General features: G+C 68.9%; 5 protein-coding genes. 1 reads left to right on the forward strand and 4 read right to left on the reverse strand.

The window, feature by feature from the left end; all coding sequences use genetic code 11:
• Positions 1-8: 8 nt before the first annotated feature.
• Entirely contained in the window at positions 9-1316 is a 1308-nt protein-coding gene (locus tag A5680_RS07060) for a class I SAM-dependent methyltransferase (RefSeq protein WP_197499738.1), read from the reverse strand.
• Positions 1313-2704 carry an FAD-binding oxidoreductase gene (locus tag A5680_RS07065; protein WP_067817603.1) on the reverse strand — a complete coding sequence of 464 codons (1392 nt, stop codon included), beginning with the start codon at positions 2702-2704 and terminating at the stop codon, positions 1313-1315. The genes A5680_RS07060 and A5680_RS07065 overlap by 4 nt, the downstream gene beginning before the upstream one ends.
• Before the next feature lie 66 nt (positions 2705-2770).
• Between A5680_RS07065 and A5680_RS07070 the strand changes: the two genes are divergently transcribed.
• Positions 2771-3208 carry an SRPBCC family protein gene (locus A5680_RS07070; RefSeq protein WP_067817606.1) on the forward strand — a complete coding sequence of 146 codons (438 nt, stop codon included), beginning with the start codon at positions 2771-2773 and terminating at the stop codon, positions 3206-3208.
• On the opposite strand, the gene A5680_RS07075 is transcribed toward A5680_RS07070, so the two are convergent.
• Positions 3205-3972 carry a class I SAM-dependent methyltransferase gene (locus A5680_RS07075; RefSeq protein WP_067817636.1) on the reverse strand — a complete coding sequence of 256 codons (768 nt, stop codon included), beginning with the start codon at positions 3970-3972 and terminating at the stop codon, positions 3205-3207. The two genes, A5680_RS07070 and A5680_RS07075, sit on opposite strands and share 4 nt — an antisense overlap.
• 29 nt (positions 3973-4001) lie before the next feature.
• Positions 4002-15443, reverse strand: an 11442-nt coding sequence (locus A5680_RS07080; RefSeq protein WP_082970290.1) for a non-ribosomal peptide synthetase, incomplete at its 5' end; no start/stop codon positions are given.

Here is a 15443-nt window from a genome sequence, read left to right on the forward strand (position 1 = left end):
CCACAGGCCTACGGCGTCCACCACGGGCGCAGCGGCAGCTGATCGTCGCCCCGCGGGTCGACATTGGCCGCCAGCACGTGATGCAGCTGCAGGTTGTTCTGCTCGAACGCGACCCGCGAGGCCGCCATGTACAGGCCCCACACCTTGGCGGTGGCCAGCCCCACCTCGTCGACGGCGGCGTCCCAGTGCTCGACCAGGTTGCGGCACCAGTCCCGCAGCGTCATCGCGTAGTGATGCCGGAAGTTCTCCTCGTGCAGCACCTCGAAGCCGACGTCCTGGATCTCGGTGATGATGCGGCCCGAGCCGGTCAGCTCGCCGTCCGGGAAGACGTACCGGTCGGTGAAGCCGCCCGCGAAGGACGTCGACTTGTTGTCGTGGCGGGTGATGCAGTGGTTGAGCAGCAGGCCGCCGGTGCGCAGCTTCGACTTGAGGAACCCGAAGTAGGCCGGATAGTTCTTGACCCCGATGTGTTCGGTCAATCCGATCGAGGACACGGCGTCGAAACCGCCCTCGCGGATGTCGCGGTAGTCCGAATGCCGGACCTCGGCGAGGTCCGCGAGCCCGTCGTCTTCGATCGCCCGCTGCGCCCACTTCGCCTGCTCCGCCGACAGGGTGGCGCCGATCACCCGCACGCCGCGCCGCGCGGCGAAGCGGACCATGCCGCCCCAGCCGCAGCCGACGTCGAGCAACCGATCGCCGGCTTGCAACCCGAGCTTTTCGAACACCAGCCGGTATTTGTTCTCCTGAGCCTGTTCCAGCGTCGCGTCGGCGTCGGGGTACACCGCGCACGTGTAGGTCATCGACGGGCCGAGCACCCATTCGTAGAACGTGTTCGAGACGTCGTAGTGGTGGTGGATGGCCTCGGCGTCGCGCGTCTTGGTGTGCATCAGCCCGTCGGCGACCCGCCGCCACCGGGGCGGGGTCTCCTGGGGCGGCGGGGCGACCGGGACGAGCCGCTCCAGTCCCATCGAACGCACCACGTTGGCCAGCACCCGCGCCGGCGGCCGCTTGAACTGGACGCGGTCGGTCAGCGTCTTGAGCAGCTGATAGGGGTCACCGGGATGGACGCCGTAGAGGTCCATGTCGCCCGCCACGTACGCGCGGGCGAGGCCGAGTTCGCCGGGGGCGGTGGCCAGGTAGGTCGCGCCGCGCGGCGTCCGCAGGCCCAGGCCCAGCTCGGCGTCCTTGCAACCCGCGGTGCTGCCGTCGTAGGCGGTGAACTTCAGCGGGTGGCGTCCGGTCGCGGCGAAGATTTCCAGGATCTCCGCCATGCTCAGTTTTCCGGTGGTGCGGTGGGATTCTTTGGTCGTTGTCATCGCCGTTGTACCGCCTTTGCGTAGAGATCGAGGAGACGGGAATCGGGATCGTAGGTTTTCTTGACCGTGTTGTAGGCCTCGCCGCCGTACAACTCGTCGAACTCCTCGCGGGCATAGTACGAGTCGGAATACAGCGACTTGTGCCCGTCGAGCTCGCTCACCTTCGCTTCGATCGTCCGGTTGGTGGCGCCTTCCGCGGCGCCCGCCGGCACCGATGACCAGAAGCCGACATTGACGTAGGTGTGGTCCGCCCGCATCGGGTACAGCGGCCAGCCCTCGTGGTCGCGCAGCCGCAGCGGGCACAGCCAGATCGGGGTGATCGGCACGTTGCCCAGGAACCATTCCAGGAACTCGCAGGTCCGTTCCACCGGCAGCTCGACGTCCTGGACCACCCGCTCCCGTGGGGGGCGGCCGTGGCGCTTCTCGATCCGGTCGGCGATTCCGAAGCGCTGGTCGACGGCGACGAGCTTCGAGTACACGCTGCTGCGCCGGTAGCGGCGCGGCCACCAGCGCCGCAGCCGGGGGTTCTGCACACCGAACGCGCGCGAGCACCAGAACCAGTCGGTGTCCCAGCGCCAGATGTAGTCGTGCATGGTCAGCCGGTCGTCCTTGGTGGCCTCCGGCCCCGCGGAGTCGTGCCTGATGGACTGGTAGTAGATGTTCTTGCCGGTGTAGTCGCTGACCGGTCCGGCCGTGGTGGTGCGCCGGCCCACGCACAGGTAGCTCTCGTCGGCGCTGAACACCACCCCGTCCAGGTAGTCGACGGGTGTGCCGCCATGGCCGCCGGTATCGATGATGCGTTCCATCGCCGCGATCAGCGCGGGCAACGACCGGAACCGGATGTGGCGCAACGCGACGAACGGCGCGATGGGCTCCAGCTCAATCCGCAGCCGGGTCGAATAACCAAGCGTCCCATACGAATTGGGGAAGGCACGGAACAGGTCGGGGTATTGGGTTCGTGAAGCGGTGAGCAAATCGCCGGCGCCGGTGAGGATGTCCATCTCCAGCACCGATTCGTGCGGCAGGCCATTGCGGAACGACGCCGACTCGATCCCCAGGCCGCTGACCGCACCGCCGAGGGTGATGGTCTTCAATTGCGGGACCACCAGTGGCGAAAGACCGAACGGCAACGTCGCGGCGACCAGATCCTCATAGGTGCACATGCCGGCCACGTCGGCGGTGCGGGATTCCGGGTCGACGCCCAGGACGCCGGTCAGCCCCGACGTGTCCAGGCCGGGCGCGTCGCGTTTGGCGCGGGCGCGGAACAGGTTTGACGTAGGTTTGGCGAGCCGGACGGCGGACGTCGCGGGGATGGATCGATAACTCGCCATCAACCGGTCAACGCCCGACTTGTGCGCCGAGAGTGCAGATCCAGGGACAGGCACCACATATACCCTAGTCTTCGACCACAGCCCGTGCACCCGCGCGCGGGCGGCATAGCTTCAGGAGTTGTTTTGGGACAGGTGAGTGCTGCCAGCACAATTTTGGTGAACGTGGAGCCGGCCGCCACCCTCGCGGCGGTCGCGGACTATCAGACGGTGCGCCCGAAGATCCTGTCCCCCCAGTACAGCGACTACCAGGTGTTGCAGGGCGGCCAGGGGGCGGGCACGGTCGCCAAGTGGAAGTTGCAGGCCACCAAGTCGCGCGTCCGCGACGTGCAGGTCGACGTCGACGTCGCCGGCCACTCCGTCATCGAGAAGGACGCGAACTCGTCGATGATCATCAACTGGACGGTGGCGCCCGCCGGCCCCGGCTCCAGCGTCACGGTGAAGACCACCTGGACGGGCGCGGGCGGCGTCAAGGGCTTCTTCGAGAAGACCTTTGCGCCCATGGGACTGAAGAGGATTCAGGGCGAGGTCTTGGCCAATTTGAAGCGGGAACTGGAAGGCTAGCCGCGATAGGCCACCGCGACCGTCGGGCCCAGCGCCCGGGTGCGGAACTCGACGGTGATACCCGGATCCGCATGATGGGCCAGGGCCGTCAGCGCCGACGGGCTGTAGGCCCGTAACGAGCTGATGACCCCGTCGTGTGCCAGCGGGACCATCCGAGTGAACGGCAGCACCGCCGCCAACACCAGGACGTGCAGCGCGGCGGGGGGCCTGCGGAGGTCGATGATCAGCAGCTTCTTCGCCGCGCGGGTCCCCTCGGCGAACACCCGGGCGGCCGGCTCGGGGGGCAGGTGATGCAACGACAACGCGAACAGGGCGAGGTCGTAGTGGCCATCGGGGGCGTCGATCGCGGTGGCGTCCATCTGCCGCACCGTGGCGCGAGGGTGGGTCCCCAGGTCGCTGTCGGCGAGCGCCGCGACGAACGTCGGATCGACGTCGGTGACGGTGACCTGCGCCGTAGCGTGGTTCGCGAGCAGCCTGCGCGACAGACCGCCGAACCCGGCCCCCAGTTCGAGGATCTTCGGCGAGGGCACGTCGGTCACCTCGCCGAGGACCACCCGGGCCAGCGCCTCGTGCGCGCGGGACTGCCGCCGCTCGGCGCGGTCGAGCGCGGAGATCACCTTGCGCTTGAGATCGTCGACGTCGTCGCGGTCCAGGTATTCCAGCCGGTCGGTTTGCAACCGCCGGTCCAACCAGGAAGCGTCCGGGCCGCCCCGGGGCATGTCCGCAAAGTCGGCCCGGTCCTCGGCGCGCGTCTTCTTCACCATGCCCATCTCACGTTTCTCCTACCGTTCTCTCACGTCTCTAAGGCGAATTTCAGGTGCTCGCCGTACATGTTGAGCGATGCGCTGGTCAACATGTCGTAATGCGAGCAGTCGATCGAGTACGCGGTGAAGGCCCCGGCGGTGTGGGATTTCCACTTCCGCAAGCGGGATCGGATCAGCAGCTGGGTGCCCATCCGATGCACTTGCGCCTTCAATCCGGGGCTGTCGCCATTCCCGTTCCCATTGCGTGCCGCGGAGAACACCACCATGTCACCGTCGAAGACATCGGGAACGTGGTCGACTAGGTACGACTGGCTGGCGTTGGCGCTGTTGACCATGAACTCCAGCAACCGCGCGGGCGCCAGAGCGGAATCTCCCAGCTGCCGGCGGATCAGCTCTTCGGCCCGCCGGGCGGTGAGGGGCCCCGACCCCGCCGGGATGTCTATGCCGTTGTTCCGCAGGATGCGTTCCAGGACATGGCTTTCGGCCGACGCCCGGATTCTGGTGGCGGCCAACCTCGGTACCCCCTTGGCCGCGGAGTACGGCGCGTCCAGCAGCACCAGGCTCTGGACGACGCACCCGCGGCGCTGCAGCTCGATCGCGAGCTCGTGCGCGACGACACCGCCGAACGACCAGCCGAGCAGCTTGTAGGGACCATCCGGGTAGGCGCTTTGCAGCCGGTCGGCATATCTTTCCGCCATGCCGCGAATCGATTCCGGTTGGCCTTCCCCGTTCTGTGGGACGTGGTTGATCCCGATGATCGGGCAGTCCAGATATTCGCCCAGCGCGCGATACGGCCAGCTGAGCCCGAAGCCGTCGTGAATGCACCAAACCGGAACGCCGCTGCCCTCTTTCAGGGTCTCGACGGGAACCAAGTCTTCGTCGCGCTCGGTCTTGCCCAGCTGCCGGCTGAGGCCTCGGACGGTCGGCGCGTAGAACAAGGTCCGCACGGCGAGGCCGGCATCCAGGGCGCTGTTGATGGCGGCGACGGCACGCATCGCCGAGATGCTGTCCCCACCGAGGTCGAAGAACGAGTCATCGACCCCGACGCGCTCGACACCCAGGACTTGGGCGTAGATGTCGGCCAGCGCCCGTTCGACCCGATTAGCCGGGGCGCGGTACCGATCGGCGTCGTCGTATCGCGGCGGCGGGAGCGCGCGGGCGTTGAGTTTGCCGTTGACGGTCAGTGGCAGCGCCTCCAGCGCCACCACCGAGGCCGGGACCATGTGGGCCGGTAACCGGCCGGCCAGTGCCGCGCGCACCGCGGTTGGGTCGGCGGAGCCGGTGATGTAGCCGACGAGGCGTTTGTCCCCGGGCCGGTCCTCGCGGGCGATCACCGCCGCGTGCTCGACGCCGTCGAGTTGCGTTAGCGCCGTTTGGATTTCGCCCAGTTCGATGCGGTAGCCGCGGATCTTCACCTGGTCGTCGGCCCGGCCGACGTACTCGAGTTGTCCGTCGGAACGCCACCGGACCAGGTCGCCGGTGCGATACATCCGTGTTCCCGGCGGCCCGATCGGGCAGGCGACGAAGCGCGTAGCGGACAGTCCCGCCCGGCGCCAATAGCCAACTCCGACAGCGTGTCCGGCCACGTACAGTTCGCCGACCACTCCGGCCGGCACCGGGCGCAGCCAGCCGTCCAGCACCGACAACGCCGCCCCGGGCACCGGCGCTCCGATGGGCACCACGTCCGACCCCGCCGCCAGCGGGGCGCTCAACGTCACCCACATCGTCGTTTCGGTGGGGCCGTATTCGTTGATCATCAGCCGTCCCGGGGCCCATCGGTCCACCACCTCGGGCGGGCACGCCTCGCCGCCGACCAACAGCGCCACGGACTCCAGCCCTTCGGGCGCGAGCGCGCTGACGGCGGTCGGGGTTTGACACAGCACCGTCACCTTCTCCGAAATAAGCAGGTGACGGAAGTCGTCGGGGGAGGCGGCGGTCGGCTCGGGCACCACCACCAGTCGGCCGCCATGCAGCAGGGCACCGAAGATCTCCCAGCCCGAGATGTCGAAGCTGTAGGAGTGCCATTGGGTCCAAACCTGCTGTGGCGAAGCAAGATCCCGATCGAGCGATGCGATCAGCTGGGTCACGTTGTGGTGGGTGATCGATACGCCCTTGGGGACGCCGGTGGTTCCGGAGGTGTAGATGATGTAGGCGAGGTCGTCGGGCTCCGGCAGCGGCAAGGCCGTCGCCGGGTAGGCGTCGAGCCGGGGGTCGTCGGCATCGATGACCGGCAGGGCGCCGAGGTCCAGCCGGCCGGCCGATTCCCCGGTGACAACGGCGGCGATCGGCGCGGCGTCGGTCATCATGAACTCGATCCGGTCCCACGGCAACGCCGGGTCGATCGGCAGGTAGGCGGCCCCGCATTTCAGTATCGCCAGGATCGCCACGATCGCCTCGGCCGTCCGGGTGGACAGCAGCGCCACGCATCGTCCCGGACCCGCCCCCTGCTCGGTTAGCAAGTGCGCCAACCGGTTCGCCGCCGCGTCGAGTTCCGAGTAGGTCATCGAGCGGCCATCGCAAGTGAGCGCCGCCGCGTCGGGAGTCCGCGCGACTTGGGCGGCGAAGAGCGCCGGAATCGACACGGGCGTCACCGGCCGGTCGAACGCTGCCCGGTTGCCCCACGCGTCGAGCCGGGCGTGTTCGGGCTCGTCGAGCAAGTCGACGGCCGACAAGCGGGCGGAGGGATCGGCGGTCATGGCCTCGAGCACTCGCCGCAATCGCGTGATGAGTGTGTCGATGGTGTCGGCGTCGAAGGTGTTGCTGTCGTATTCCACGCGCACGCCCAGTTGCTCGCCCGTCCGGGCTTCCAGAGTCAGTGGGTAGTGGGTGGACTCGTGGGTGGTCATGTCGGTGACGGTGAATTCCTGCGCGCCCGCCATCGCGGTGGTGTCGACCGGATAGTTCTCGTAGACGAACAGGGTGTCGAACAACTGGTCGTGACCGGTGAGGTGGTGGATGGCCGTCAGCGCCAGGTGTTGGTGGTCCAGGGTCTGGTTGTGGGCGTGCTGGAGCTGGTTGAGCAACGCGGTCGTCGTGGTGTCGGCGGCGATGGTGGCGCGCACCGGCACGGTGTTGATCAACAGCCCCACAATCGATTCCGCTCCGGGAAGCTCGGTCGGGCGTCCGGACACGGCGGCGCCGAAGGCGACGTCGCGCTGGCCGGTCAGCCACATCAGCAGCTGCGCCCAGCCGGCCTGCAACACGGTGTTGATGGTGGTGTGGTGCGAGCGGGCCAGTTCGGTCAGGGCGCGCGTGGTCTGCTCCGAGAACCGGTACGTGGCCTCGCCCCGCCGCCCGGGACCCGCTCGGTTGAAAGAACTTACGAGGGTGGGGGAATCGAATCCCGCCAGCACCTCGCTCCAGGCGGTGTGGGCGGCCTGCACATCGCGCTCGGCCAGCCAGGTGACGAATCGGCGATACGACGTCGCCGCGGGTAGCCGCTGCCCGTAGTACGCGGCGAACATCTCTTGCAGCAAGATCGACGTCGACCAACCGTCGAGCACGATGTGGTGGTTGGTGACGACGATCCGGTGCCGGTGGGGTCCGGTGCGGATCAGCGCCACCCGGAACGCCGGCGGATTCGACAGGTCGCAGACCGCGACGCGTTCGGCCGCGCACAGCCGCTGGATCTGCGCGTCGGGGTCGCCGTCGCCCAGTTCGACGTACTGCCATGCCGCCGCGGGATGCGCCGGGATGAGCTGCACCGGTTCGTCCTGGGTGCAGAACCGGGCCGCCAGGTTCGGGTGGCGATCGAGCACCGTTTGCACCGCCGCGCGCATCCGGTCGGGCTCGAGCGGGCCGGCCACCGTGAAATCGAGCTGCACGGAATACATTTCGGACAGCCCGTCCAACCCTTGGGTGGCGCTGGCATGGAACAGCAGGCCCTGCTGCAGCGGGGTCAGGGGCAGGATGTCGGCGATCGGGTACCGCTGCTGCAGGCTGTCGATCTGCTGTTGGGTCAGTCGTGCGGGCGCGATGTCGGAGGGGGTCAGCCCGCCGCCTCCCCGTGCGACGTGGGCGCAGATCCCGGCGAGGGCCTCGAACCACAACCGGTTGAGCCGGTCGACGCGGGCGTGATCGAGCGCCGAGGGTGCCCAGGTCCAGGTGGCGTTCAGCTGCGGACCCGCATCGGTGTCGACGGCGACGGCGCTGAGCTCGAGGGTGTGCATCAACGGCATGGTCACCGCGGTCGCGGCCTCGACGAGCGCCGAGCCGTCCTCGCTGATCAGCCAAAGATCGCTCGTAGCCCCGGCTTCGGTGCCGCGTGCGCCGAGGCGGCCCAGGTAGTTGAACCCGATGGTGGGGTCGGGGCCGGCCAGATCGATGTCGGCGTTGAGGTAGCGCAGCAGGCCGTAGGTCACGGGATCGGGAACCGCGCGGAGTTGTTCCTTGGCGCGCTTGATGATCGGGCCGAGCGCGTCGCCACCGGTGACGACTTGCGTCCAGGGCAGTGCGCCGGCGGTCAGCGCGACAGGGTATTTGGTGGTGAACCAGCCCACGGTGCGGGACAGGTCCACATCGGCGGCCAATTCTTCGTCGCGCCCGTGACCTTCGACGTCGAAACCTATCGCCGCGTCACCGGTGCTCAGGAATTCGGCGCACGCCAAGGCGAACGCGATCAGCAAGATGTCCTGGATCCCCACGTGGAAGGCCGCGGGCGCTTCGCTCATCAGCGCGCGGGCGTTCTCGCCGTCGAGGGAGACCGACAGGTGCCCGGCGCTGGCGTAGGTATCGACGGCGCCTTGGACGGGCGGCAGCACCGGCTGAGTCGCAGCGATTTCCTTCCAGGTGCCGGCGTGCGCCAATACCGCTGGCGCAACGGCGTGTTGAGCGAGCAACGCGGCCCAGCGCCGGAAGGACGTGCCCGCCGCGGGGAGCGTTATGGGCTGCCCGGTGTGGTGTTGGGCCCAGGCGATATTGAGGTCTTCGAGCAAGATCCGCCACGACACCGCGTCGACGGCGAGGTGGTGAACGATCAGCGCCAGCTGTCCGGTGGTGGTGGCCCACACGGCGGTGAGCATGACGCCGGCGGCCGGATCGAGCAGCGACCGCGCGGCGACGATCGCCCCCTCGCTGAGCGTGTCGGCGGTATGCACGCGGGAGGCGGCGTGCACCGACTCCGGTTCGGGCACAGCCAGTTTCCAGCCGTCCGGGGCGTGGACGACCCGCAGCCGCAGCATGGGGTGCCGGTCCAGCAGGGCCTGCAGCACGGCGACGACATCGGCCTGGCCGACGCCCGCCGGCGCCTGCACGACCATGGTCTGGTTGAACTGGTCGACCGGGCCGTCGACGCCCTGCAACCACCGAATGATCGGCGTCGCGACCACGTCGCCGGTTCCCTCGTCGATCGGTGCGGTCGTATCGGCCACGCTGACCACCCTGGCCAGGCCGGCCACGGTCTGCTCGACGAAGATGTCGCGGGGCCGGCAGCTGAGCCCGGCCGCGCGGGCGCGCGCCACCACTTGCATGGACAAGATGCTGTCGCCGCCGAGGTCGAAGAATGACTCGTCTACCCCGACCCGGTCGAGCCCGAGCACCTGGGCGTAAATGCCGGACAGGATCTCTTCGGTCGGGGTTTGGGGCGCACGGAACGGTGTGTCGGCAAACACCGGTGTCGGCAGCGCCTTTCGGTCGATCTTGCCGGACGACGTGATGGGGAACTCGTCGAGGACCACGATCTGCGTCGGCAGCATGTAGTCGGGCAACCGGGCGCTCAGCCGCCGGCGCACCGCGCTGATCCGGGTGTTGTTGCGGGGGTCGTTCGCGTGACTGCCGCCTTCGTCGCTCGGCAGGTAGGCATCGGTGAAGCCCGGAATGTGCTCGGCGCCTTCGTTATCCGGCGCGACGAAGACGGCGTCGAGCGTGCCAGGTTGGGCGCCCCAGCTGACGGCGGCGCGGTAACCGATGCTCTCCGCGGCTCGGTGCAGTTGTTCGGGCGTCACGGCGTCGGACGGCTCGGCGGCGGAGGCCCGGGCGAGCGCGTCGGCAAGCGAAAGGCCTTCCGCGAGGGCCTGTTCGACATGGACGTCGGTGATCAATCCGGTGCGGGGGATGCCGGAAACGCGGATCGCGTCGGGACGTCGGGCGGCCAGCCGTTCGTGCAGTCCGTCCGGTCCCCCGCACTCGGCCCACGCCCACGAAGGCGTGGCGGCCAGGCTGCGCACCGGTGTGGGTGCCTTGCGGACGACGACATCGTAACGGTAGCGGTTCAGTTCGTTGTCGGCCGCTCCGCGCTTGACCTGGATGTCGAGCCCTGACACCGACGGGTGGTCGGCGAATCGGGTCGTGAAGAACTCGGGGGCGAGCAGGAGTTCGGCTTCCCCGACCACGGCGCGCTGGACGCGTTGACGAAGCTCGGCGGTCTCGGGGGTGTCGCTGCGGGCGAGTGCGACCGCGGTCTGGAACGCGCCCTGCAGCGTGTGGTTGCGCACGTCGCCGACGAACAGCGTGCCGCCCGGGCACAGTAACTCCAACACGTTGTCGACGAGATCCGCCAGATATTCCGCGTTCGGAAAGTACTGAACGACGGAGTTGAGGATGACGGTGTCGAAGAATCCCAGCGGCAAACCCTCGGTCACGTGAGCCGGTTGTGTCAGCAGTTGGACGCGGTCACGCCAGGGGAGTTCCAGCTGCTCCATCGAACGGGCGAGGTAATCGATTGCGGCCGCGGACATGTCGGTGGCGACGTACCGTTCACACTCCGGTGCGACCCGGGACAGGATCAGGCCGAGGCCGACGCCGATCTCCAACACCCGCCGCGGCCGCAGGGCCATGATCCGGTCCACGGTGGCAGAACGCCACTCCTCCATCTCCGTGAGCGGGATCGGATCGCCGGTGTAGCTGCTGTTCCAGCCGCGGAAGTCGGCGCCGAGCCCCGTGGTGCCGGCGTCCGTGCCGTAGAGGTCGTCGTAAACGTGCTGCCACTGGGCGACGATTTCGTCGTCGCCGGCGTCGTCATCGGGGTCGGCGGTGGTGCTGTGCTCGAAGGTCACATAGGCGATCAGGTGGGCGCCGGTGCCGTTGTTGTGCACCGTGGCCGCGGCCATGGTGACGTGTGGGCAGGCCAACAGGCTGTTCTCGATCTCGCCCAATTCGATTCGCTGTCCGCGCAGCTTGATCTGGCTGTCGGCGCGTCCGAGGTAGTCGAGAGTCCCGGCGGAGGTCCAGCGGACCAGGTCGCCCGTGCGGTACAGGCGCGCCCCGGCATCGCCAAAGGGGTTGGCTACGAACCGTTCTGCGGTCAACTCCGGCCTGCCGACATAACCGTGCGCCAGGGCGGGGCCACCCAGATACAGTTCGCCGACCACGCCGATGGGGGCGGGGTTCAGCCGGGCATCCAGCACCAGAGCGTGCACGCCCGGGATGGGCGTTCCGATGCCTACGGGCTGCCCCGCCGACAGGGCCGCGCTGCAGGTGGACCAGATGGTGGCCTCGGTGGGGCCGTAGGCGTTGAACAGCTGCCTACCCGCCGCCCACGCGGCCGCCAGTTCGGGTGGGCACGCTTCCCCGGTGGTGATGAGTGTGCCGACCGCGTCCAGCCGGGCGGGATCGAGGGACGACAGCACTGACGGTGTCAGTACCGAAGCGTTGACGCGTTGGTCGCGCAGCAACGCCGTCAGCGCCTCTCCCGCAGCGGCTTCCGGCGGTGCCACGACGAGCGCCGCGCGCGATCCGGCGGCCAGTAACAGTTCGCCGATCGACACGTCGAAGGTCGGTGCGGCGAGCATCAGCAGCCGGGTGTCCGCGCTCAGGCCGAGTGCCTCGCCCAGCGCGGCGATTTGCAGCAGGCCGGCGTGGCTGACCGCGACTCCCTTTGGGGCGCCGGTGGATCCGGACGTGAAGATCACGTGGGCGGTGGTGTTCGCGGTAAGGGGGGCCAGCCGCTCGGCGTCGGTGATTGGGTCCGCGGCGCGTCCGGTTAGGTCCACACCGTCGAGGCGGAGTACGCGGCGAGTTCCCGCACCGGCAAGGGTGTCTTCGCCGCGGGTCAGCACGCATGCCGCGTCCACGGTGTCCAGCACCGTCGCGATGCGCTCGACCGGATGCGAGGGGTCGACCGGGACATAGGTGCCACCGGCTTTCACGACGGCCCACCAGGCGACCACCAACTCGACGGACCGATCCATCGCGACGGCCACCGCGCGCTCCGGGCCCACGCCCTCGTCGATCAGGATGCGCGCCAACCGTGTCGACAACTCATCGAGCTCGCGATACGACGTCGCGCGGCCGTCGTCGACCACCGCCACCGCGTCCGGGTCGGCCGCGACCGCCGAGGCCAACAACTGCGGCGCGAGACCCGCCCGGGCGTGCGCTGCGGCGCCGGCCCATGTCGACTGCACGAGTTCGCGCTCCGCACAATCCATTAACGGGATCTCTCCCACCACCACCGACGGGTCCGCGACGACCGCGTCCAGTATGCGCCCGAAGCGCTCGACCAACCGCACAATGGTGGACCGGTCGTACAGATCCGTCGCATACGTCACCGACCCGGCGGCCCTCGGTGCGCCCGGCTCGTCGCTGGGCACCTCCACCAGTTCGAAATCCAAGTCGAATCGGGCGGCGCGGGTGGGCACCGCCCACTGCTCGACGCCGACACCGTCGATCGCGAATGATTCGGGTCGCACGTTGTTCTGCAAGACCATCAGCACCTGGAACAGCGGGTGGTGCGCGGCGGACCGCACGGGGTTGAGCTGCTCGACCAGGCGCTCGAACGGCACGTCCTGGTTGCCGTAGGCGTCCAGCGCCTTGTGCCGCACCCGTGCGAGGACATCGGAGAACCGGCGCGCGGGGTCGAGGTCCACCCGCAACACCCAGGTGTTGACGAAGAACCCGACCAGGTCGTTGAGCGCCCGATCCGATCGCCCGGCGATCGGTGTGCCCATCACCACGTCGTCGCCCACCCCGGAGCGGTGCAACAACACCGCCATGACGGCTTGCAGCACCATCGAGGCCGTCGCGTTGTGCGTCGCGGCCAGCCGCTTGACCCCGGCCCAGGCCGGGGGCTCGATCAGCAGGTCCACCTCGTCGCCGCGGTAGCTGGGCGCGGGGGGCCGGACACGATCCGTCGGCAGCGAAGTTATCTCGGGCAGATCCGCGAGTTCCTCTTGCCAGTAACGCAATTGCCGAGAAACGACGCTGTCCGGATCGGACTCCGCCCCCAACAGTTCCTGGTGCCACAGCGTGTAGTCGACGTACTGCACCGGCAGCTCGGTCCAGTTCGGGGCGTGCCCGGCGCATCGGCTCGCGTACGCGACGCCGATGTCGGTGAACATCGGGGCCAACGACCACCCGTCAAAGGCGATGTGGTGCAACACGATCGCGAGCACGTGGTCGTCGGGAGCCGCCGAGTAGATCTGTGCGCGAATCGGGATTTCCGCGGCCAGGTTGAATGGATGAGCCGCCAACGTGATCAACTCACCGGCGACGGCCTGCTGATCGGGCACCGCCACCACCGTGGCGTCGCCGCGCCGCCACATCCCCGGCCGGGCCGGCAAGACCTCTTGGAACGGCACGCCGTCGACGTCGGGAAACACGGTGCGCAGCGACTCATGCCGGGCCACAAGGTCATCGAGGGCGGCGGCGAGCGCCTCCAGGTCCAGCTCCCCGGTGATGCGGAACGCAGTCGGCATGTTGTAGGTCGCGACCCCGCCTTCGAACTGGTTGACGAACCACAGTCGGTTCTGGGCGAACGACAGCGGGATCTTCGCGGGGCGCTCAGCGGGTACCAGCGGCTTGCGTCGGCTCCCCCCGGTGGCGAGCCGGGGCGCCAACTCGGAAACCGTTGGCGCGTCGAACAACGTCCGCACCGATACGTCGGCGTTGAGATCCGCGTTGATGGCGGCGATCAGTCGCATCGCCGACAGTGAATCGCCGCCGAGGTTGAAGAAGGAGTCGTCGATACCGACGCGGTCGAGGCCGAGGGTCTGGACGTAGATGCCGGCGAGGATTTCTTCGATGGCGGTGGTGGGGGCGCGGTAGTGATCGGCATCGGCATAGTCGGGTGGGGGTAGGGCGCGGGTGTCGAGTTTGCCGTTGAGGGTGGTGGGCAAGGTGTCGAGGGTGACGATGGCGGTGGGCACCATGAACCCGGGGAGCCGCTCGGCCAGGGCGGCCCGCGCGGTGGTGGGATCGACCGTGCCGGGGGCACTTTCGACGACGTAGCCGGTGAGGCGTTTGTCGCCGGGGCGGTCTTCGCGCACGATGACCGCGGCCTGCTCCACCCCGTCGAGGCTGGCCAGGGCGGCCTGGATTTCGCCGAGTTCGATGCGATAGCCGCGGATCTTGACCTGCTGATCGGCCCGTCCGAGGTAGTCGAGTTGGCCGTCGGGGCGCCAGCGCACCAGATCCCCGCTGCGATACATCCGCGCCCCCGGTCCCCCGAACGGGCAGGCCACGAACCGGGCCGCGGTCAAGGAGGGCCGGTGCCAGTAGCCCACCCCGACGCCGCGCCCGGCGACATAGAGTTCACCGACCACCCCGGGGGGGACCGGGCGCAGCCAGGCGTCGAGCACGAACAGCGCCGCCCCGGGCACCGGCGCCCCGATCGGGACGCTGGTGACCCCGGGGGTCAGGGGGGCGCTGATGGTGGCATAGACGGTGGTTTCGGTGGGCCCGTACCCGTTGAGCATCACCCGCCCGGGCGCCCACCGCTCGATCACCTCCGGTGGGCACGCCTCCCCCGCGGCCATCAGGGTCACCCCGTCCAGGCCGGCGGGGGAGAGCATCGCCGCCGCGGACGGGGTTTGGCTCACGACCGTGACGTTGTCGGCAATGAGTAAGGCATGCAAGTCATCCGGGGAACCGGCGACCTGCTCGGGCACCACCACCAGACGGCCCCCGTGCAGCAGGGCACCCCAGATCTCCCACACCGAGAAGTCGAACGCATAGGAGTGGCACTGGGTCCACACCTGCTCGCGGTCCAGGTCGATGCCCACATCCAGGGTGTCGAACAGGCGGGTGATGTTGTCGTGGGTGACCGCCACCCCTTTGGGCACCCCGGTGGTGCCCGAGGTGTAAATAATGTGGGCCACCTGCTCGGGCCCCGGATCGGGCAGGGCGGTGTCGGGGCGGGTATCGATGGCGGGGTCGGCGACATCCAGCACCGGCCTGCCGTGGCGCTGGGCCCGCTGGGCCAGCCCGGCGGTGGTCAGCACCACGATCGGCGCGGCGTCGCCCAGCACGAACCCGATCCGTTCGTCGGGCAGGGCGGGATCGATGGGCAGGTAGGCCGCCCCGGTCTTGAGCACCGCCAGGATCGCGATGATCGCCTCGGCCGAACGCGGCACCAGCAGCGCCACACACTGGCCCGGCCCGGCGCCGTGATCGATCAAAAAGTGGGCCAACCGGTTTGACGCCTCATCGAGCTGCTCGTAGGTCCACGACCGGTCCCCACAGCCCAGCGCCACCCCCTGCGGGGCGCGGGCCACCTGCGCGGCGAACAACCCCGGCACCGAGCGCTCAACCACCGACTG

It is taken from the genome of Mycobacterium sp. E2989 (assembly GCF_001667595.1).
Classification (GTDB): domain Bacteria; phylum Actinomycetota; class Actinomycetes; order Mycobacteriales; family Mycobacteriaceae; genus Mycobacterium.